The following is a 20,316-nucleotide window of genomic DNA, read 5'->3' on the forward strand; positions in this document are numbered from 1 at the left end:
AACTTTATACCATGTTATGTACTGATTATACATAAAAATTTGCTATTAATCAATAAAAAATGTATAAATTCAATTGATTTTTTGCATAAATATTCATAGAGCAAAAATAAAAATATTTTTTCAAAAGGTAACTTTGGTTACCGAAATAAATTTAAAAAGATGATATAGTATACACATACTAAAAAACTTATAACACTTTAATATAAAACCAATATTATTTATACCTTTAAAAGTGCAAATCAAATGTACTTTAAACTCAATAAAAATTAATTCTAATATAATTCTAATATAATAAAAAGGAGATCCATTATGAAGAAGAAAATGTTTTGTTTTCAATGTCAAGAGACAGCAGGATGTACTGGATGTACAATCCAAGGTGTATGTGGAAAGAGCCCAGAACTAGCAGGACTTCAAGATTTATTAGTTTTCGTAGTTAAGGGACTTTCAGTAGTAAGTACAAGAGCAAGTGAAGTTAATGTTACTGATGATAGAGTAGATAAATTTATAATTGAATCATTATTTGCAACAATAACAAATGCTAACTTCGATAGATCAATATTCGTTGCAAGAATTAAAGAAGGTTTAGCTTTAAGAGAAGAATTAAAGAAAGAAGTATTAAAAGCAGGTGGAAACCTAGAAAATCTTCCAGAACATGCAACATGGACATGTGAAACAAGAGAAGAAATGGATGCTAAGGCACCTGAAGTAGGAGTTCTTTCAACAGAAAACGAAGATATAAGAAGTTTAAGAGAACTTATCACATATGGAGCAAAAGGACTTTGTGCTTACTTAAAGCATGCATCAGCACTTGGATACTACGACAAGCAAGTTGATAGAGACATGCACAGAATGCTTGCAGCTTTAACAGATGATAAGTTAACAGTTGATGAATTAACAGCAATGGCTTTAGAAATGGGTAAAGTAGGGGTTTCAGGAATGGCACTTCTAGACAAAGCTAATACAGAAAGCTATGGTAACCCAGAAATGACAAAAGTTAATATCGGTGTTAGAAACAATCCAGCTATCTTAATTTCAGGACATGATCTTAAAGATATGGAACAATTATTAAAGCAAACAGAAGGAACAGGAGTAGACGTTTATACACATAGTGAAATGTTACCTGCTAACTACTATCCTGCATTTAAGAAGTATGAACACTTTGTAGGAAACTACGGAAATGCTTGGTGGAAACAAACAACAGAATTCGAAAGCTTTAATGGACCAATCCTTATGACAACAAACTGTCTTGTACCACCAAAGAATAGTTACAAAGACAGAGTTTACACAACAGGAACTGTTGGATTTGAAGGTCTAAAGCATATAGATATGGATGAGAACGGAAACAAAGACTTCTCAGCATTAATAGAACATGCTAAAAGATGTGAAGCTCCAATAGAAATCGAAAGAGGAGAAATCATTGGTGGATTTGCTCACAAGCAAGTATTTGCTTTAGCAGATAAAGTTGTTGATGCAGTTAAATCAGGAGCAATCAGAAGATTCTTCGTAATGTCAGGTTGTGATGGTAGAGCTAAATCAAGAAACTACTACACAGATTTCGCAAAAGCATTACCTAAAGATGCAGTTATATTAACATCAGGATGTGCTAAGTACAAATACAACAAATTAGACCTTGGTGATATTCAAGGAATTCCAAGAGTTTTAGATGCTGGACAATGTAATGATTCATACTCATTAGTATTAATAGCATTAAAACTTCAAGAAATATTCGGATTAGATGATGTTAACGAATTACCAATAAGCTATAACATAGCTTGGTACGAACAAAAGGCAGTAATAGTATTACTTTCATTATTACACCTTGGAATCAAGAACATTCATTTAGGACCAACATTACCAGCATTTTTATCAGCAAATGTAGCTAACGTTCTTGTAGAGAACTTTGGAATTGCAGGAATCGGTGATGTTGAAGATGATATTAAGTTATTCCTTGGGGAATAATTTAAAAAAGAAACTATTTCTTAGAAATAGTTTCTTTTTTTTATTTTTTGGTACTAAATTAAACTTATAGTTTATTGAAAAAAATTGAAGGATAGTTTTATAATAGTTATTAGTTATATAAAATAATCCAATATAAGATTATATTAGAAATACAGTTATATAGAGGATGTTAGTACGAAAGGATAAAATAAATGAGTAACTTTATGACAAAAGAAGAAATGGAAAATGAATTTATTATGGCATCAGCTGTAATAGAAGCAATGTTTGAAGGAATCTATAAAGAAAACATTGATATAGCTGTGAGTGAGTTAGTAAATGTTGATTTTAGGGGGAATGATGCTCTAGATACTGAAGGAATGATGACAGTATTACTTAGACATAGTCTTAATAGGATGTTTAATAGAGCTACTAAATTTGCATTAGTATTCCTTGAAAATGCAGCTAATTATTGTTTAAATAGAAATCCACAAGAAAAATTTCAGGAGATTCAAGAATTATATAATAAGTATTTTAAATTAAGTAATGAAACTGCACTTCAAATATATAATAGAGCTTGGGCTACATTATTAGAAAATACTAAATACAACGATATAGAGATGGATATCTATAATATGATTAGAGTAGAAGAAGCTTATTCTAATAGAGAAGAACTTAATGAGCTTTTAAAAGGTATGCCAGAAGTTAGTGAAGAAAAATATAAAGAGTTTTTATATGGAAAAGCTGATAAATCAAATGAGATATATGTATATTTAACAAAAACAAGTCTTAATTAAATATCTAAATAGAGATACAGTAAAAAAGAAACTACTTTTATAGAGGTAGTTTCTTTTTTTATTAGTTAATATTTAATGTAGATGCATAAACATATCCTGTACGAGCTCCATTATCAAATTTTATAGCAGCCCATGTACCAACTTGTGAGTTTGACCAGTACTTAGGAGCTTTTTCAAATGTTTGCTCACTGAGAACAAATACTTTTGTACCAACTGTCAAATTACCAATTCCTTTTGAATAAGAATCTGGACAACTAAATACTTTAACTGTATTAGGCTCCCAATCTAATCCATCATAGTTATTAGGCTTATTTGTATTAGATATTACGCCGTATTGATTTATAACTTTTGAGGTTGTAAATTTATTTATTACAGCAGTAGGTGATGATTTACTGTTAGATTCATTATTAGAATTAGTATTATTTAAATTTTGTTCTAACGCAGAATTATTATTTGAATTTTGCTTTGATGAAGAACTTGAATTATTTGATTGTGTATTTGTATTAGAGTTTTCATTGCTATTAGATGATGAACTTGTATTTGAATTAGTACTTTGAGTAGTATTTATTTCATTATTAGATTGAGTATTATTACTATCTTTTGAAGAAGCATAAGCCATAGCTCCAGCACCTATAGTTAAAATAGCAACTACTAAAATTATTATTTTTTTCATTTGTTTTCTCCTTAAGTTAAATTTTCCATTTAGTTAGTATATTAAATAATCCTTATAATTTCAAAAAGTATAAATTAATAACATATATATATTTAGGTTAAATTTGTTAGAAAGTGATAAATTTATTAGATAGTATTTTACTATATGTAATTTAACTAAATGATTTAGTAATATATTTTTAGAAGTAAAAAAACTATGAAAGCAGAGTAGAGCTTTCATAGTTTTTATTTTTATAAGCTGTTCATTAAGAAATAGGCTAAGAATATTACTGCAACAACATAAGTTGGTATAGGAATATCTCTCCATTTCTTTGAAGTTATCTTTGTTATTGGATAAAGTATAAATCCAAATGCCATACCATCAACAATACTATATGTTAAAGGTATTAATATAAGTATTATAAAAGCAGGAAATGCTTCTGAAAAATCATTAAAATCAATATCCTTTATATGACTCATCATAAGTGAACCGATAATTATAAGGATAGGTGCAATTGCTTCATTTGGTATTAAAGTTATCAATGGTATAAAGAACAATGATAAGAATATAAATAAAGCTGCAAATATTGATGTAAGCCCAGTTTTACCACCAGCTACTATTCCTGATTGACCTTCAACTGTTGAAACAGAAGGACTTGTTCCAAATATTCCACAAGCTATAGTTGAAAGTGCAATAGCACTTAAAGCTTTTTTATTTTTTTCAGGTGCTTTAAGCATTCCATTAACTTGACCATGTAATAATCCTATATTTTCAAAGATTAAAACAAGTGTTAGTGAGATGGTTGCAATCCAGAAGTTAACAGAACCAATACTTGAAAAGTTTAGATGCATAAATACACTACCATATTCTTTGAAACTTGGAATAGCAAAAGCAGATCCACTAAATGAACTTACCCCAAGAACTATAGATAAAATAGTTCCAAATATAATTCCTATTAAAAAGTTACCAGGCACATTTTTTATAAATAGTATAAGCATAACTATTAAAGTTAAGACAAATACAAGAATGTGTGGACTAGAAAGATCACCAAGCTTAACTAAAGTAGATTTATCTCCTACTACTATTCCAGCCTTTTGAAGACCAAGGAAAGTAATAAATAAACCTATTCCTACAGTAATAGCTGTTTTTAGTGAAGTTGGAATTCCTTCATTTAATAATCTGGATAAAGGTGTAAGAGCAACTATGGTAAATAAAATACCTGCAATTAAGACAGCTCCTAGGGCTTGATCAAAACTAAGTCCCATAGTTTGTACAATAGTATAAGTAAATAGAGCATTTATACCCATTCCAGGCATAATAATTAGTGGAGTGTTACTAATAAAGGCAACTAGCAAACAACCAACTACTGATGCAAGTACTGTCGCTATAATTAGCGGCTGCATTGATTTTCCTCCATCACTTAAAATACTGGCATTAACGACAACAATATAAACTGCTGCAAAGAAAGAAGTTAAACCTGCCATAAGTTCAATTCTTAGATTTGAGTTGTGTTCTTTTAATTTAAATAAATTATTCATCCTTTCGAAAACCTCGTTAATTCTTCCCTCTCCCACCCATATCTCTCGATACAATCAATATTATAACAAAGAAAACTTGTATATAAAATTGAAATTTAAGTTATTTAAAAGTAAATTAACGAAGTTATATAAAGGATAATATATTCAATATAATATCTATTTTTTATAGATCATATTTAGCTTCTTTAGTATCAAAAGTAATATTTTGTTTAGGTACATAAGAAATAGTTCCACAATGGCTAACTTTATACCATATTCCAAATTGATTTTCTAATTTAGCTAATACTTCAGTTTCTCCATAGTCTGATAATAATGATCTAACTTGACTATTTGGATTAGGCTTTGCATATCCAGAAACACAGTTTTTATATGTAGAATTATCATTTCCAATAGTAACAGCAACAGTATCATCATATGTTTGTAGAATCTGTGTAGAGTTTGAATTATTTGATTCTGTAGTTGTATTACTTAATTTAGTAGTGTTTTTATTATTAGAATTATTATTAGAATTCTGATTTGATTCTGAATTTGAGTTTGAATTACTACTAGTATTAGATTGATTACTACTTGAGTTTGTATTATTAGAATTTTGATTTGATAATGAGTTTGTAGAATTTGTTTGCTCATTATTAGATTCAATATTACTTACATTATTAGAACCATTATTTTTATGCTCAGATGTATAAGCTATTACTCCACCACTTATAACAACTATGGCAGCAACTAAAATTATTATTTTTTTCATTTGATTTTCTCCTTAGGATAATTTTACTAACAGATAATATCATCCAAAAGAAATATGTTCAAAAGTTAAAAAATAGATGATTATTGCTATTTTACTTATTTAATTTTTAAAGAAATATTTTTATATTAAGTTATTTAAACTTTTAGATTATAAGTAATATTTATGTTAATAAATCAATATTTTATTTTCTTTTAAGTCTAAATAACTTATATTTAAGTTTAGTGATAAATAAAACGGAAATTTAATTTTAGGGTTAGGTGAGTCTAGTGAGTAAATATATTTTAATAACTGGTGCAAGTAGTGGAATAGGATTAGCTTTAGCTACAGTTTTTGCAAAAGAAAATTATAATCTTATTTTAGTTAGTCGAAATGAAAATAAACTTAAAGAATTAGAAAGTGAATTTAAAGAAATTTATAAAGTTGAAGTAAAAGCTTTCGCTGTGGATATTTCTAAAATAGAATTATTAGAAAAGCTGTGGATAACTATTAAAGAAAGTTATCCACAGATAGATATTGTTATAAACAATGCAGGTGTTGGATTTAATGGTGAATTTACAAATATAGATTGGGAAAAGCATGAAGAGGTTATTGATTTAAATATAAAATCTCTTACAAGACTTAATTATTTAGCTGCAAGTTATATGAAAGAGAAGAAGCAAGGAAAAATATTAAATGTTGCATCAACAGGCTCTTATCAAGCAGGACCTCTTATTTCTGTTTATTATGCTAGTAAAGCTTATGTTTTATCTTTATCAGAAGCTATGAGAGAAGAACTTAAAGATTATGGAGATATTACTGTTTCAGCTTTATGTCCTGGAGCTACAAAAACTGAGTTTAGTAGAAGAGCAGGAAAAGGCGATTTAGATGTTGCTATGTCTCCAGAACTTGTTGCAAAAATTGCTTATAATGGTTTAATGAATGGAAAAGCTATTATAATTCCGGGGCTTATGAATAAATTTGCAGTAGCTTTCTCAAGAATCTTACCATATACTTTTACTTCAAAAATGGTAAAAAAGATACAGTCAAAAGCCATGAAAAAATAGAAAAAAATTTATTGGTATATTACAAGAGTATAATAAAAATAGCTATTAATTTTTAATAATTTTAAAATTAATAGCTATTTTTTACTATTATTAATTTTTTATGTAACCTTTATGTTTTTTTATGTAATTTCTCTGTAATTGATATTTTATGTGCTGTATATTACTATCAAATAGAGGCTTAGCCAACACAGGAGAGCTTTAAATTTTTTTTATTGATAATGTGTTATCAACACTAGAATTTCTAAATGATAATAAATTATCAGCAAAAAGAATGGAGAATAAAATAAAGGTGGTGGTTTCATGGAAGACGTACCAGGTCAGTTTAGTATTACTCACAGTTGGAATAGCTGTAATTTAGTTTGGAGTGAATACTGAACTTTCAGAAACCAAATTAATTTTATGCTTTTAAGTATTAAAAATTGAATATTTTGAATTTACAGTATTGACCTAATCTACATATAGACAATTATGTTTTAATTTTGAGTAATAAATAATTTACAAACAGAAAACTATATGAAAAATAAAAGATTGGGAGAAAACATATGAAGAAGGATAATAAAAAAGAGTTTAACAGAGAAGCCTTTGATAAAGTCGTTAAAGATTTACATACTAATAGTGCAAACTCTACAGAAGAACTTTTCAAGAAGTTTAACAGCTCAAGAGATGGGTTAAGTAATGACCAAGTAGCAAAGAACATTTCTAAATATGGAAAGAATGATACTCAAGAACAAAAGGATGTTCCTGTAATAGTTCAATTCTTTAAATCATTTGCAAATGCCTTTGTATTAGTTTTAATAATAATCGGTATTATTACTTACTTAACTAGCGTAGTATTTGTACCAAAATCACAACAAAGTTGGTCACAAATTATAATTATAGTTATCTTAATCCTAGCGAGTGGAATTATTTCATTTGTTCAAGAGTATAAGTCAGAAAAAGCAGCTGATGCTTTGAAGAGTCTTATTAAAACTACTTGTCTTGTTAAAAGAGGCGGAAAAGATTTTGAAAAGATAGATATGAAAGATTTAGCAGTAGGTGATATTGTTAAATTAACTACTGGAGATGTAGTTCCTGCAGACCTTAGGGTATTAGAATGTAAGGATTTATTTGTAAGTCAATCAGCTTTAACTGGTGAATCAGAACCTGTTGAAAAACACTGTGACAATAGATCAAATAGTAGAGAAATTGGAGATTATACAAACATTTGTCTACTTGGAACAAATGTTGTTAGTGGAACATCTACAGCAGTTGTTATAGGTACAGGAGAACATACTTACTTTGGAGCAATGCAAAGCTCACTTATGGAAGCAGATGAAGAAACAAGCTTTGAAAAGAGTGTTAAGAATGTTTCAAAAATGCTTTTAAAATTTATGGTTGTTATGGTTCCTTTAGTTCTTGTTATAGACTGGTACCAAACAAAGAGTTTCTTAGATTCATTAATGTTCTCAGCTTCACTTGCAGTTGGATTAACACCAATCATGCTTCCAACAATCGTTTCAGAAAACCTTGCAAAAGGTGCTGTTAAAATGTCTAAGAAAAAGACAGTTGTTAAGAAGATTAGTTCAATCCAAAACTTTGGTTCAATGGAAATCTTATGTACAGATAAAACTGGTACTTTAACAGATGATAGAATTAAAGTTGAAAGCCATATAAATATTAATGGTGAAACAAGTGATGATGTATTAAAGTACGGATATATAAATAGTTACTTCCAAAGTGGATTACAAAATGTTATTGACCATGCAATAATAGATTGTGGTAATGAAAAGAATTTTGAAAAAGAGCTTGGAAGTAAGATTGAAAAATTAGATGAAATTACTTTCGACTTCACAAGAAGAAGAATGTCAATAATAATAAAAGACCAAAATACAGGAATGGCACAAGTTATTACTAAAGGTGCACTTGAAGAAATGCTTCAAGTTTCTAAGTATGTTGAAGTCGATGGACAAACTATCGAATTAAATGAAAAATTAATAAAGAAATTACGTAATCAAGTTAAAGAACTTAATAATGAAGGTATGAGAGTTATTGGGGTAGCAAGAAAAGATAATCAAGACCCTAATAAGAAATTTGGAGTACCTGATGAAAGTGACATGATCTTAGTTGGATTCATTGGATTCTTAGATCCACCAAAGGAAACTACAAAAGAAGCTTTAGCAGCTCTTGCACACTATGGTGTTGATGTTAAGATCTTAACTGGAGATAATGAATTTGTTACAAAGAAAGTATGTGAACAAGTTGGATTTAAAATAACAAACATAGTTGTTGGTTCAGAAATAGTAGATTTAACTGATGCTGAATTATTTAAATTAGCTATGAGAACAAATGTATTTGCTAAATTAAATCCATTACAAAAAGCTAGACTTGTTAGAGTACTTAAGAATGGAGATAAAGTTGTTGGATTTATGGGTGATGGTATCAATGATGCTATTGCTTTAAAAGAAGCAGATGTAGGAATATCAGTTGATACAGCAGTTGATATTGCTAAAGAATCAGCTGACGTAATACTTTTAGAAAAAGACTTAATGGTACTAAAAGAAGGTATCATTGAAGGAAGAAAAGTTTTTGCTAATACAACTAAGTATCTAAAGATTACTGCTAGTTCAAACTATGGTAACTCCATAAGTGTTTTACTTGCAAGTATTTTCTTACCATTCGTACCTATGTTACCTATAGAACTTTTAATACAAAACTTAGTTTACGATATTACTCAAGTATTTATCCCATGGGATAATGTTGATGAAGAGCTTATAGAAAAGCCTAGAAAATGGGATGCTAAAGATATCGGTAAAATGATGATAGTATTTGGACCTACAAACTCTATATTTGATATAGCAACATTTACACTTATGTGGTTTGGATACGGATGCACAACAGCTGCAACAGCTAATTTATTCCAAACAGGTTGGTTTATAGAAGGATTTACTACTCAAGTTTTAGTTCTTTATATGTTAAGAACTGAAAAAGTACCATTTACTCAAAGTAATCCATCATGGCAACTTAATGCGTCAATTGTTGTATCATTATTAATAGGATGGTTCTTACCATATACACCTATTGGAAAAGCAGTAGGAATGGTATATATGAATCCTATGTACTTCATATTCATATTCTTCGTAATAGTAGCTTACTTCTTATTAAGCCAACTTGCAAAGAAACTATTTATGAACAGCTTTGGACGTGTTCTATAATTGCCTAAAATATAAATACTGAGGTGATAATATGGATCCAATATTAATGACATTAGGATTTATTGCAGCAGGAGTAGCGTATTTAGGTTTACCTGCATTAGTTCTAATAAAGAAAGATCTTTAGCTTAAAAGATTAAATATATAAAGATAGCATAACCAATGAGGTTATGCTATTTTTTTATTGAATAGTTTTACAATATTTTCATTTAAATACAAAATATTTGACTATATTAAATGTTGAGAATAAAATGTAAGAAAAGTATGAGATGATAAGCTACTTATTTAACTCATAGTATTTCATTAATTTATTAATAAGTTTATTTAATAAATTAAAAACAACCCAAAATTATCTAATCAAATAGAGGTTGAGGTGATGTGTAATGAATATTACATTAATAATTCTAGGAATTATAGCAGCAATTATAGCTTATATAGTTTTACCTGCTATAGTTTTAATAAAGAAAGATATCTAATTAAATGTGTTGATTGGCTTTTAGCTAACAACACATTTTTAATTTATAAGCTAAATCTACATAAAATATTGTTCTTATGAAAATACTTATTAGTAATAAGATTAATTGAGGAGGAATATTTTTATGACTATAGTAGATAAATTTCCAGATAAGTTTCCAGCACAACATCAAGATGTACAACCTGGGAGTGAAGAAAAAATGGCCCCACAACCTATTTATGAAGCTGGGGAATATAGTTATTCTTGTGATAGGCTAAAAGATAAGGTAGCAATAATTACTGGAGGTGATAGTGGAATTGGAAGAGCAGTATCACTTGCTTATGCTAGAGAAGGAGCAAAAGTTGTTATTGCATATTTAAATGAAGAAGAGGATGCTAAAAAAACTGAAAAGTTAATAATTGAAAGAGGTGGCGAATGCCTTTTAATTGGTGGCGATATATGTGAAGAAAATCATTGCAAAGAAATTGTGGATAAAACAGTAAAACAATTTGGATGTGTTGATATTTTAGTTAATAATGCAGGTGTACAATATCCACAGGATAAAATAGAAGATATAAGCTGTGAACAACTTGAAAAAACATTTAAGACAAATATTTTTGCTTCTTTTCATTTAGTAAAAGCAGCACTTCCTCATATGAAAAAAAATTCTTGTATTATAAATACAAGTTCAGTAGTTGCATATAAAGGTAATAAAGCTCTTATAGATTATTCTGCAACAAAGGGAGCTGTAACAAGTTTTACTAGATCTTTAGCTATGAATTTAGCTCCAAAACAAATTAGAGTAAATGCAGTAGCACCAGGACCTATTTGGACTCCTTTAATAGTTTCATCATTCGATAAAAAGAAGGTTTCAGAGTTTAGTGATAATTTACCTTTTAATAGAGCGGGGCAACCAGTTGAGCTTGCTGAGAGCTATGTATTTTTAGCAAGTCAAGGTGCTTCTTATATTACAGGAGAAACTATTCATGTTAATGGTGGAGAAATGATAACTAGTTAAATTGTTTATAAAAACTTCTAGAATATCTAGGAGTTTTTATTTTTAAATTCTTATATATAACATAGATATGTTTAGTGTATAATAATTATAATTATTAAAGGATTAAGGAGGGCTATAAAGTAAATGTCAGTTAAAATAACAGAAGCTAAAAGAATTGTTGTTAAGGTTGGTACATCAAGTCTTACACATAAAAATGGGAATATAAATCTTGGGAGAATAGAGAAATTTGCTAGGGTTTTATCTGACCTTCAAAATATGGGCAAAGAGATAGTTCTTGTTTCTTCAGGAGCAATTGGGGTTGGATGCAGTAGATTGGGCTTAAAAGAAAGACCTGAAACAACAAAGGGAAAACAAGCGGCAGCAGCTGTTGGGCAATGTCATTTGATGAATATATATAGTAAATTTTTTGGGGAATATGGACATGTTGTAGCACAAGTGCTATTAACTAGAGATGTTATTGAAGATGATAGAATGAGAAATAATGTTTGCAATACATTTGGTACTCTTCTAGAACAAGGAATTATACCAATAGTAAATGAAAATGATACTATATCTATTGATGAGATTGAGAATATATGCAACTTTGGTGATAATGATAATTTATCAGCAATTGTTTCTTTACTTGTTGATGCAGATTTACTTATAATCTTATCAGATATTGATGGATTCTATAATGGTGATCCAAGAAAAGATGAAAATGCAAAGCTTATATCAGAAATAGATGAGATTACAGAAGAAATAAAAGCATGTGCAGGTGGAGCTGGAACTTCATTTGGAACTGGTGGTATGAGAACTAAGATTTCTGCAGCAGAAAAAGTTGTTGATAAGGGAATTCATATGATACTTGCAAATGGTGAAGAACCATCTATATTAAGAGATATCTTAGTTGATGGGGAAAGAAAAGGGACTTTATTTGTTGGAAAGGGGAGAATTTAGTGATGAGTGAATTAGAAATTAAAGGGAAGCTTGCTAAAAAAGCAGCTTATGAACTTGGTATAAGTTCAACAGTTAAAAAAAATGAGGCTTTAGAGAATATAGCTAAGAAGCTTGTTGAAAGAGCTGAAGAAATTCTTATTGAAAATAAGAAAGATACTGATATTGCTATAGAAAAAGGAACAAAGGAATCTTTACTTGATAGATTAAAGCTTACTAAGGAAAGAATAGAAGCTATGGCTAGTGGTGTTAAAGAAATAGTTCTTTTAGAAGATCCAGTTGGAGAAGTTCTTTCCATGAAGAAAAGAATGAATGGACTTAGAATAGGAGTTCAAAGAGTTCCACTTGGTGTTGTTGGAATTATTTATGAATCAAGACCTAATGTTACAGCAGATGCAGCAGCTTTATGTTTAAAGACTGGTAATGCAGCATTTTTAAGAGGGGGAAAAGAAGCTTTAAATTCTAATCTTAAAATTGTTGAAATTATAAAAGAGGCTATTTTAGAAGTTGGACTTCCAGAAGGTTGTGTGCAAATTATTGAAGATACATCAAGAGAAACTGCTTCTAAATTTATGAGATTAAATAAATATTTAGATGTTCTTATTCCAAGAGGTGGAGCTGGACTTATTAAAGCAGTTGTTGAAAATGCTACGGTTCCAGTAATAGAAACAGGAACAGGTAATTGTCATATTTATATTGATTCAGAATGTGATATGGAGATGGGTAAAAATATAATTGTTAATGCTAAGACTTCAAGACCTGGAGTTTGTAATGCAGCAGAATCTTTACTTGTTCATAAAGATGTAGCTGAAGAATTTTTACCAATGGCAATTGAAGCTTTAAAAGAAAAAGGTGTAGAGATAAGAGGATGTAAGGAGACTAAGAAAATAGTTCCTTCAGTTTTAGATGCAACAGAAGAAGATTTCTATACAGAATTCCTTGATTATATTATTTCTGTAAAAGTTGTTGATAGTCTTGAAGAGGCAATAGACCATATAAATGAACATGGAACAGGTCATTCAGAAGCTATAGTAACAACAAATTACTTTAATTCAGAAAAATTCTTACAAAGAGTAGATGCAGCAGCTGTTTATGTTAATGCATCAACAAGATTTACAGATGGTAGTGAGTTCGGATTTGGAGCAGAAATAGGAATTAGTACTCAAAAACTTCATGCAAGAGGACCTATGGGACTTAAAGAGCTTACAACTACTAAATATATTATTTATGGAAATGGTCAAATAAGATAATAATTTGAAAAGCTATCTATGTTAATGATAGCTTTTTTTATTTTCTGAAATTTATAAAATATCCTTATAGTTTGAATAATAGAAAATTTTGGATTATAATTATATAAAACCGAAAGATAAAGGGGTGTGTAAATATGTATAAATTAATAGCAATAGATATGGATGGTACATTATTAAATAAAGAAGGCAAAATTTCTAAGAAGAATAGACAAGCTATAAATAAAGCTACTGAAAATGGAGTTAAGGTTGTTATTACTACAGGTAGAAGTTTTTCAGGAATTGAAAGATTTTTAGATGAGCTTGGTTTAAATAAGCAAGGTGAATATGCTTTAGTTTGCAATGGAGGAGCAGCATATAATTGCTATACTAGAGAAGTTATAACTAGTGTGGGCTTAAAGGGAAAGGATTTGCACATTATAAATGAAATTAACAAGGGATTAAATCTAAAAATACAGGCTTATACTTTAGATTTATGTTTTGCTAATGAAGAAAATAAATTTACAAAGTTTGAAAGGGAGCATATAGGTTCTAAAATAGAAATTATAGATTTCTGTAAAGATATAAAAGAAGATGATGACATAATGAAGGTATTACTGCTTGAAGAGCCAGAAATACTTGATGAAAAAATAAAAATGCTTCCAGAAGAAATTAAAGAGAGATATGCATTAGTAAAAAGCTTACCAATGACTTTAGAAATTATGAATAAGGAATGTAATAAGGGATTTGGTTTAGAAAAGTTAATTAAAGAACTTGGAGTAAAGAGAGAAGAAGTTGTTAGTATTGGTGATGAGCAAAATGACTTTGAGATGATAAAATTTGCAGGTCTTGGTGTTGCAATGGGAAATGCTAGTGAAAAAATAAAGGAAATAGCAGATTATATTACTAAGACTAATGAAGAAGATGGTGTGGCACACGTTATTGAGAAATTTGTATTAAATTAAATGAAAAGGGGTAAAAGATGGTTTTAGAGGTTAAAGGTCTTACTAAAAAATTTAAAGACTTTATAGCAGTAGACGGAATTAGTTTTCATGTTAATGAAGGTGAAATCTTAGGATTACTTGGTGAAAATGGAGCTGGAAAGACAACAGCACTTAGAATGATAGCTACTATGCTTCAAACATCAGCTGGAACAGCAATAGTTGATGGATATGATATAAATAAGGAGCCAGAAGCCGTTAGAGGTAGCATTGGTATACTTTTTGGTGGAGATGTTGGAATTTATGACAGGCTTACAGCAAGAGAAAATATTATGTATTTTGCACAGCTTGGCGGACTTTCAAAAGAAGAAGCTAATAAAAATATAGAAAAACTAGTAAAAGATTTTGAGATGCAAGATTATATAGATAGAGTTGCTGGAAAGTTCTCAAGAGGGATGAAGCAAAAAGTTTCTATTGCTAGAAGTATAGTTCATAATCCAAAGGTTATGCTTTTTGATGAGCCTAGTACAGGACTTGATGTTTCAGCTACAAGATCGGTTCAAAGATTTATTTTAAATTGTAAAAAAGAAAATAAAGCAGTAGTTTTATCAAGCCATAGTATGTATGAGGTTGAAAAATTATGTGATAGAGTTGCTATAATTCATAAAGGTAAGATAGTTGAAGTTGGAACTATCCCTGAATTAAAAGATAAATATGAAAGTGATGATTTAGAAGAAATATTTATCAAATTAATTGGGGGTGAAATAGATGAATAGTATGTCGTGGCTTGTTTTTAAAAAGGAGATTAAAGACCTTTTTAGAGATAGAAAAGCATTTTTAAGTGCAGTAATATTACCTATATTTTTATTTCCACTTATAATGTATGTTTTAGGAGGTTCTTTAGCTAGTAGTAGTAATGCAGTTAAAGAAAATCTTAAGATTGCGATAGTAGGAAATCAAAATTCATCTTTAGAAAAAGTTTTAAAGCAAGATAATAGTATTCAAATTGTTAAAGTAGAAGATACAAAAGAAGCATTAAAAAGTGAAGAAATTTATCTTTATTTAGATATTCCAGATGATTTAGATTCAAAAATAGATTCAAAAGATGGTAGTGCTAATTTAAAGATTTATTATGATAATACAAGTCAAAAATCGCAAATAGCACTTTCAACAATAGAAGCTATAATAAATCAATATAATAATCAAAAGGTTAGTCAGAGATTATCAACGCTTAAAGTTGATAATAATTTATTAAACCCAATTAAAATAGAGCCAGTTGGAGTTGGGATTGAAAATCAAGATGAAGCTCATGCTATGCAATTTTTAGCAATGTTATTACCTATGTTTGTTTTAATTTATGCAGCACAAGGGGGAGCAGCAGCAGCTACTGATCTTGCAGCTGGTGAAAAAGAAAGAAGTTCACTTGAACCTTTATTAAGTACTAAGGCTAGTAGAAGTTCTATTTTAATAGGAAAACTTGGAGCTATAACAGTTATGGGAATTTTATCTACAATAGCTGGTTTTATAGGATTTTTAGTATCAATGCTTCTACCAAGTAGTTTACTTATGACTAATGGAGGAATGGCACTTCAAGTAAAGGCAATAGTAGTAATAGTAGTACTTGCTATACTTATTACTTTAAGTTTTAGTGCGTTACAACTTGCTATAAGTGTATTTGCTAAATCATTTAAGGAATCTCAAACTTATCTTGGATTCTTAACATTTGCACCTATGATTATTTCATATGCAACAATGTATTTAGATGTTAATGGAACACCTTTAGTTTTATATAATGTACCAATATTAAATGCAGTTCTTGTTATGAAGGAAGCAATATTTGGTGTTTATGATTCAATGCATTTAGCTTTAACATTTGGTTGGTCAATAGTTTATATAGTATTAGCAATTTTACTTGCAAGATATATGTTTAATAGAGAAGATGTATTATTTAGAAGTTAATAATTAGTTTAGAAGAAAGAAGTTTATTTTAAAATAGACTTCTTTTTTTGTATAAAAAAATATATTTTTTAGACAAGATAAAATTTTTCTATAAAAACTTTTGAAAAAAATGTAGAGTTATAAGAATTTTGACAACTCAGGTATAAATAAATAATGTATAATAATATATAAGTATAATATGGAGGATTTTAAAATGAGAAAAATAGATAGTGTTTTAGAATCTGTTATAGAGCTTGAAAAAATAAATGAAAAAGCTGTATCAGCTATAGAATTAAGTGAATACATGGGGCTTGATAGGGCAAATGTTAGCAGATATTTAAATAAGCTCTTTAAGGAAGATAAATTAGATAAGTTAGATGGTAGACCAGTTAGATATACTACTGGAACAAGATTTAAAAATTTAGAAGAAAATATAGATAAAACTTTAGATAGAGAAGAAGTGGGTAAGGCTACTTTACAAAAAAATAGTTTAGATTCACTAGTTGGAGCAGATAGCTCGCTTCAAATAGCTATTCAGCAAGCTAAGGCAGCAATACTTTATCCACCTAATGGACTTCATACTATAATACTTGGAGAAACTGGGGTAGGTAAGTCAATGTTTGCTGAATCAATGTATGATTTTGCAAAAGCAACTAAAGTTTTAAAAGAAAATGCTCCGTTTATAAGATTTAACTGTGCTGATTATGCAGATAATCCACAACTTGTTATGGCTCAAATATTTGGTGTTAAAAAAGGTGCTTTTACTGGAGCTGATAAAGATAGAGATGGTTTCTTAAAGAAAGCTGATGGTGGAATATTATTTTTAGATGAAATACATAGACTATCCCCTCAAGGACAAGAAATGTTATTTACATTTATAGATAAGGGATTCTTTAGACCACTTGGAGAAACTGAAAAGCAAGTTAAGGCAAAATTACAGATTATAGCTGCAACAACAGAAGATCCAAAATCATATTTATTACAAACATTTACTAGAAGAATTCCCATGACTATAATTCTTCCTCCACTTAGAGAAAGAAGTTTAAATGAAAGATATGGGCTTTTAAATGAATTTATAAGAGCAGAGTCAGTAAGGGTTAATGAAAATATTTATTTTAGAAAAAATGCTTTAATGTCTTTCCTTTTATATGATTGCCAGAATAATATAGGTCAATTAAAGAGTGATATACAACTTTCTTGTGCTAAGGCATTCTTAAATTATAAGAGTGGAAAGAAGGATATAATTCTTGTTGAACAATCTGATCTTCAGGGTTCAGTTAAAAGAGGAATAATGAAAATCCAAGATAAGAGAAATGAAGTAGAATCTTTACTTAGCAATTTTGGAGATATAATTTGTTTTGCAGATAATGATGAAAATGCTTGTACTATTTGTGGTGATGAATGTACTAACTGCAAAGATAAAAATGGAGATAAATATGAAACTGAAAATATAAAGCAGTTTTATTCAACTATAGAAAATAAATTAGAAGAACTTAAAAAACAAGGCTTAACTAATGATGAAATAGATAATGTTTTAAATGATGATATAGATATTTATTTTAGAAAGTATATAAGTGGACTTAATGGTAACTTTAGAAAAGAAGAGATTTCTAAAATAGTAGATACTAGAGTTGTTGATGTTGTTGAAGAATCTTTAGAATTCGCAAGTAAATCTCTTGATAGAGAATTTGATGAAAAAGTTTATTTTGGTTTAGCTCTTCATATGCAAGGTAGCATTGAAAGAATACTTAATGGAAATGATATTTATCATCCAAGACTTAATAATGTTAGAAAAGAGTATAGTAAAGAATTTATGGTTGCTATGCAAATAGCAAAGATGATAGAGGATAAATTTAATATTTCAATTTCTCTTGATGAAATTGGATATATAACTATGTTCCTTGCAACTGATACAGATAAACTAGATAGTGTTAATGAAGAAAAAGTTGCTGTATTAGTTATAATGCATGGTAGAGCAACAGCTACAAGTATGGTTGAAGTTGCTAATACCCTTATAGGAGAAGAATATGTTAAGGCTCTTGATATGCCGCTTGATATGAAAGCTGAGGTAATGTTTGAAAGAGTTAAGGATATGGTTAAAAAGATGGATAAGGGCAAGGGGGTTATAATTCTTGCTGATATGGGATCACTTGTTAATTTTGGTGATATGTTAAAAGAAGAGATTGGTGTTAATGTCAAAACTGTTGATATGGTAAGTACTTTAGCAGTTATTGAAGCTGGAAGAAAAGCTCTTAATGGTAGAGATATTAATTCAATTTATGAAGCATGTAATAATATTAATAGGTATGGTTTAAAATCAGTACCAGAAAAAGAAGAAAGAAAAAGCCTTGCTATACTTACTACTTGTTTTACAGGAGAAGGTTCAGCAGAAAAACTTAGAAGTGTGCTTGAAGATAAGTTAAATAATATTGATAGACTTAATATTATTCCTATGGATATTTTAGATAGAGAAAAATTTCTTAAGAATCTAGAAGAGGTAAATAAGACTTATCAAGTATTAGCTATCGTAGGAACTGTAAATATGTATGTTGAAAATATTCCATTTATTTCAGGAGCAGATATATTTACTGGCGATGGAATAGTAGTTCTTAATAGGTTAGTAAAAAGAGAAATTGATTATATTCAAATTGCTGAATCTTTAAAAACACAGCTTAAAGAGATAGATTCATTTGAACTTATCAAAAATATTAGGTATGCAATAAGAGATATGGAAAATAATTTAGATATTATTATAGAGTTTGATGCAAGACTTGGAATATTGATGCATATTAGTTTCCTTATAGATAAGATAAAGAAAGGTGGTAAGGAAACTCCTTTCCCAGATCTTAATGAATATAGGGCAGAAAATAATAAGGCATTTATAATGGTTAAGAAAGGTCTTAAACCATTAGAGGTAGCTTACAATGTAAATGTTGGAGATAATGAAATTGGATATATAGTAAAGATGATACTTAATAATAGTTCAGCAAAAAATAATAGTATTATTATGTAGTGTGTCTAGACAATAATAGTGTGTATATTATTACACACTATTATTTTATTTTTATAGAAAAATAGAAATGGCTTAAATACTAGCTTATAGGCGGGTAAAAAAAGTTTTTGTGTAAAATAAAAGTTGGCATGCAAATTGCTTTATATATAGGCATAAGAAAAAAGAAATAAATTTAGAAATGAACTTTTAGGAGGAATTAATTATGAAAAAGATATTATTAGTATGTTCAGCAGGTATGTCAACAAGTTTATTAGTTACAAAGATGCAAGAAGCAGCAGCAAATAAAGGAATTGAATGTTCAATAGAAGCAGTTGCAGAAGCAGATGCTCAAAATAAAATTGATGATATTGATGTATTATTATTAGGACCTCAAGTTAGATTCTTATTATCAAAGTTCAAAGGATTAACAGAAGGTAAGAACGTACCAGTTGAAGTTATTGATACAGTAGCTTACGGAACAATGAATGGTGAAAAGGTTCTTACAAGAGCTTTAGAATTAATCGGTTAATAGATATATAGATAAAATTAAATTAGTTAGGGAAGTGAAGTAAAATGGAAGAAATAATCATGAATCTTATCATTCATAGTGGAGAAGCTAGAAGCTACGGAATGGAAGCAATGGCACTTGCAAAACAAGGAAAGATAGCAGAAGCTAGAGAACTTATAAATCAAGCTTCAGAAAAACTTGCAGAAGCTCATAAATCACAAACAGCTTTAATCCAAGGTGAAGCTGGTGGAAATAAAACAGAAGTATCATTATTATTAGTGCATGCACAAGATCACTTAATGACATCAATGACATTAAAGGATTTAGCAGCAGAAATAGTAGATTTACATGAAAAAATCGAAAACAAATAATATATAAAGCTCTAATGTTTTCATTAGAGCTTTACTT

16 protein-coding genes are annotated in these 20,316 nt (G+C 28.9%); 13 read left to right on the plus strand and 3 right to left on the minus strand.

The window, feature by feature from the left end:
* Positions 1 to 309 precede the first annotated feature (309 nt).
* Positions 310 to 1,959: a hydroxylamine reductase gene (gene hcp / locus BN8917_RS03325; RefSeq protein ID WP_066870611.1), complete on the plus strand. Its 1,650-nt coding sequence runs from the start codon at positions 310 to 312 to the stop codon at positions 1,957 to 1,959.
* A 191-nt stretch (positions 1,960 to 2,150) separates the two neighbouring features.
* Positions 2,151 to 2,732: a hypothetical protein gene (locus tag BN8917_RS03330; protein ID WP_066870614.1), complete on the plus strand. Its 582-nt coding sequence runs from the start codon at positions 2,151 to 2,153 to the stop codon at positions 2,730 to 2,732.
* Between the two features lie 61 nt (positions 2,733 to 2,793).
* Here BN8917_RS03330 and BN8917_RS03335 read toward each other — a convergent pair whose 3' ends face one another.
* From BN8917_RS03335 to BN8917_RS14490, 3 genes are all read right to left on the minus strand, one after another.
* Positions 2,794 to 3,405: an SH3 domain-containing protein gene (locus tag BN8917_RS03335; protein WP_066870617.1), complete on the minus strand. Its 612-nt coding sequence runs from the start codon at positions 3,403 to 3,405 to the stop codon at positions 2,794 to 2,796.
* A 230-nt stretch (positions 3,406 to 3,635) separates the two neighbouring features.
* Complete coding sequence (locus BN8917_RS03340) at positions 3,636 to 4,922, minus strand: NCS2 family permease (RefSeq protein ID WP_066870620.1); 1,287 nt, start codon at positions 4,920 to 4,922, stop codon at positions 3,636 to 3,638.
* A gap of 163 nt (positions 4,923 to 5,085) precedes the next feature.
* Positions 5,086 to 5,667, minus strand: a complete 582-nt coding sequence (locus BN8917_RS14490; RefSeq protein WP_066870623.1) for a hypothetical protein — start codon at positions 5,665 to 5,667, stop codon at positions 5,086 to 5,088.
* A 266-nt stretch (positions 5,668 to 5,933) separates the two neighbouring features.
* On the opposite strand from BN8917_RS14490, the gene BN8917_RS03350 reads away from it, so the two are divergent.
* The 11 genes from BN8917_RS03350 (at position 5,934) to BN8917_RS03400 (ending at position 20,279) form a co-directional block, all read left to right on the plus strand.
* Entirely contained in the window at positions 5,934 to 6,710 is a 777-nt protein-coding gene (locus BN8917_RS03350) for an SDR family NAD(P)-dependent oxidoreductase (RefSeq protein WP_066870626.1), read from the plus strand.
* A gap of 542 nt (positions 6,711 to 7,252) precedes the next feature.
* On the plus strand, positions 7,253 to 9,901 hold the full coding sequence (gene mgtA, locus BN8917_RS03355; RefSeq protein WP_066870630.1) for a magnesium-translocating P-type ATPase: 2,649 nt from the start codon (positions 7,253 to 7,255) through the stop codon (positions 9,899 to 9,901).
* A 596-nt stretch (positions 9,902 to 10,497) separates the two neighbouring features.
* Positions 10,498 to 11,370, plus strand: coding sequence for an SDR family oxidoreductase (locus BN8917_RS03360; protein WP_066870633.1), 873 nt, complete (start codon positions 10,498 to 10,500; stop codon positions 11,368 to 11,370).
* Between the two features lie 123 nt (positions 11,371 to 11,493).
* Complete coding sequence (proB, locus tag BN8917_RS03365; protein WP_066870636.1) at positions 11,494 to 12,306, plus strand: glutamate 5-kinase; 813 nt, start codon at positions 11,494 to 11,496, stop codon at positions 12,304 to 12,306.
* Between the two features lie 2 nt (positions 12,307 to 12,308).
* Positions 12,309 to 13,553 carry a glutamate-5-semialdehyde dehydrogenase gene (locus BN8917_RS03370; RefSeq protein WP_066870639.1) on the plus strand — a complete coding sequence of 415 codons (1,245 nt, stop codon included), beginning with the start codon at positions 12,309 to 12,311 and terminating at the stop codon, positions 13,551 to 13,553.
* Between the two features lie 134 nt (positions 13,554 to 13,687).
* On the plus strand, positions 13,688 to 14,494 hold the full coding sequence (locus tag BN8917_RS03375; RefSeq protein WP_066870642.1) for a Cof-type HAD-IIB family hydrolase: 807 nt from the start codon (positions 13,688 to 13,690) through the stop codon (positions 14,492 to 14,494).
* Positions 14,495 to 14,511: 17 nt separating this feature from the next.
* Entirely contained in the window at positions 14,512 to 15,246 is a 735-nt protein-coding gene (locus BN8917_RS03380; protein WP_066870647.1) for an ABC transporter ATP-binding protein, read from the plus strand.
* Positions 15,239 to 16,429, plus strand: a complete 1,191-nt coding sequence (locus BN8917_RS03385; protein WP_066870651.1) for an ABC transporter permease — start codon at positions 15,239 to 15,241, stop codon at positions 16,427 to 16,429. The genes BN8917_RS03380 and BN8917_RS03385 overlap by 8 nt, the downstream gene beginning before the upstream one ends.
* Before the next feature lie 193 nt (positions 16,430 to 16,622).
* Positions 16,623 to 19,421 carry a sigma-54-dependent transcriptional regulator gene (locus tag BN8917_RS03390; protein WP_066870654.1) on the plus strand — a complete coding sequence of 933 codons (2,799 nt, stop codon included), beginning with the start codon at positions 16,623 to 16,625 and terminating at the stop codon, positions 19,419 to 19,421.
* A 202-nt stretch (positions 19,422 to 19,623) separates the two neighbouring features.
* Positions 19,624 to 19,929 carry a PTS sugar transporter subunit IIB gene (locus tag BN8917_RS03395; protein ID WP_066870657.1) on the plus strand — a complete coding sequence of 102 codons (306 nt, stop codon included), beginning with the start codon at positions 19,624 to 19,626 and terminating at the stop codon, positions 19,927 to 19,929.
* Between the two features lie 44 nt (positions 19,930 to 19,973).
* Positions 19,974 to 20,279 carry a PTS lactose/cellobiose transporter subunit IIA gene (locus BN8917_RS03400; protein WP_066870660.1) on the plus strand — a complete coding sequence of 102 codons (306 nt, stop codon included), beginning with the start codon at positions 19,974 to 19,976 and terminating at the stop codon, positions 20,277 to 20,279.
* The last annotated feature ends 37 nt before the right edge of the window (positions 20,280 to 20,316 follow it).

Source organism: Clostridium mediterraneense, from assembly GCF_900091705.1.
Taxonomy (GTDB): Bacteria; Bacillota; Clostridia; order Clostridiales; family Clostridiaceae; genus Sarcina; species Sarcina mediterraneense.

Excerpts from the sequence above, each read along its gene's own strand:
- hcp (WP_066870611.1), top strand. The coding sequence starts at position 310 with ATGAAGAAGAAAATGTTTTGTTTTCAATGTCAAGAGACAGCAGGATGT.
- BN8917_RS03330 (WP_066870614.1), top strand. The coding sequence starts at position 2,151 with ATGAGTAACTTTATGACAAAAGAAGAAATGGAAAATGAATTTATTATG.
- BN8917_RS03335 (WP_066870617.1), bottom strand. The coding sequence starts at position 3,405 with ATGAAAAAAATAATAATTTTAGTAGTTGCTATTTTAACTATAGGTGCT.
- BN8917_RS03340 (WP_066870620.1), bottom strand. The coding sequence starts at position 4,922 with ATGAATAATTTATTTAAATTAAAAGAACACAACTCAAATCTAAGAATT.
- BN8917_RS14490 (WP_066870623.1), bottom strand. The coding sequence starts at position 5,667 with ATGAAAAAAATAATAATTTTAGTTGCTGCCATAGTTGTTATAAGTGGT.
- mgtA (WP_066870630.1), top strand. The coding sequence starts at position 7,253 with ATGAAGAAGGATAATAAAAAAGAGTTTAACAGAGAAGCCTTTGATAAA.
- BN8917_RS03360 (WP_066870633.1), top strand. The coding sequence starts at position 10,498 with ATGACTATAGTAGATAAATTTCCAGATAAGTTTCCAGCACAACATCAA.
- proB (WP_066870636.1), top strand. The coding sequence starts at position 11,494 with ATGTCAGTTAAAATAACAGAAGCTAAAAGAATTGTTGTTAAGGTTGGT.
- BN8917_RS03370 (WP_066870639.1), top strand. The coding sequence starts at position 12,309 with ATGAGTGAATTAGAAATTAAAGGGAAGCTTGCTAAAAAAGCAGCTTAT.
- BN8917_RS03375 (WP_066870642.1), top strand. The coding sequence starts at position 13,688 with ATGTATAAATTAATAGCAATAGATATGGATGGTACATTATTAAATAAA.
- BN8917_RS03380 (WP_066870647.1), top strand. The coding sequence starts at position 14,512 with ATGGTTTTAGAGGTTAAAGGTCTTACTAAAAAATTTAAAGACTTTATA.
- BN8917_RS03385 (WP_066870651.1), top strand. The coding sequence starts at position 15,239 with ATGAATAGTATGTCGTGGCTTGTTTTTAAAAAGGAGATTAAAGACCTT.
- BN8917_RS03390 (WP_066870654.1), top strand. The coding sequence starts at position 16,623 with ATGAGAAAAATAGATAGTGTTTTAGAATCTGTTATAGAGCTTGAAAAA.
- BN8917_RS03395 (WP_066870657.1), top strand. The coding sequence starts at position 19,624 with ATGAAAAAGATATTATTAGTATGTTCAGCAGGTATGTCAACAAGTTTA.
- BN8917_RS03400 (WP_066870660.1), top strand. The coding sequence starts at position 19,974 with ATGGAAGAAATAATCATGAATCTTATCATTCATAGTGGAGAAGCTAGA.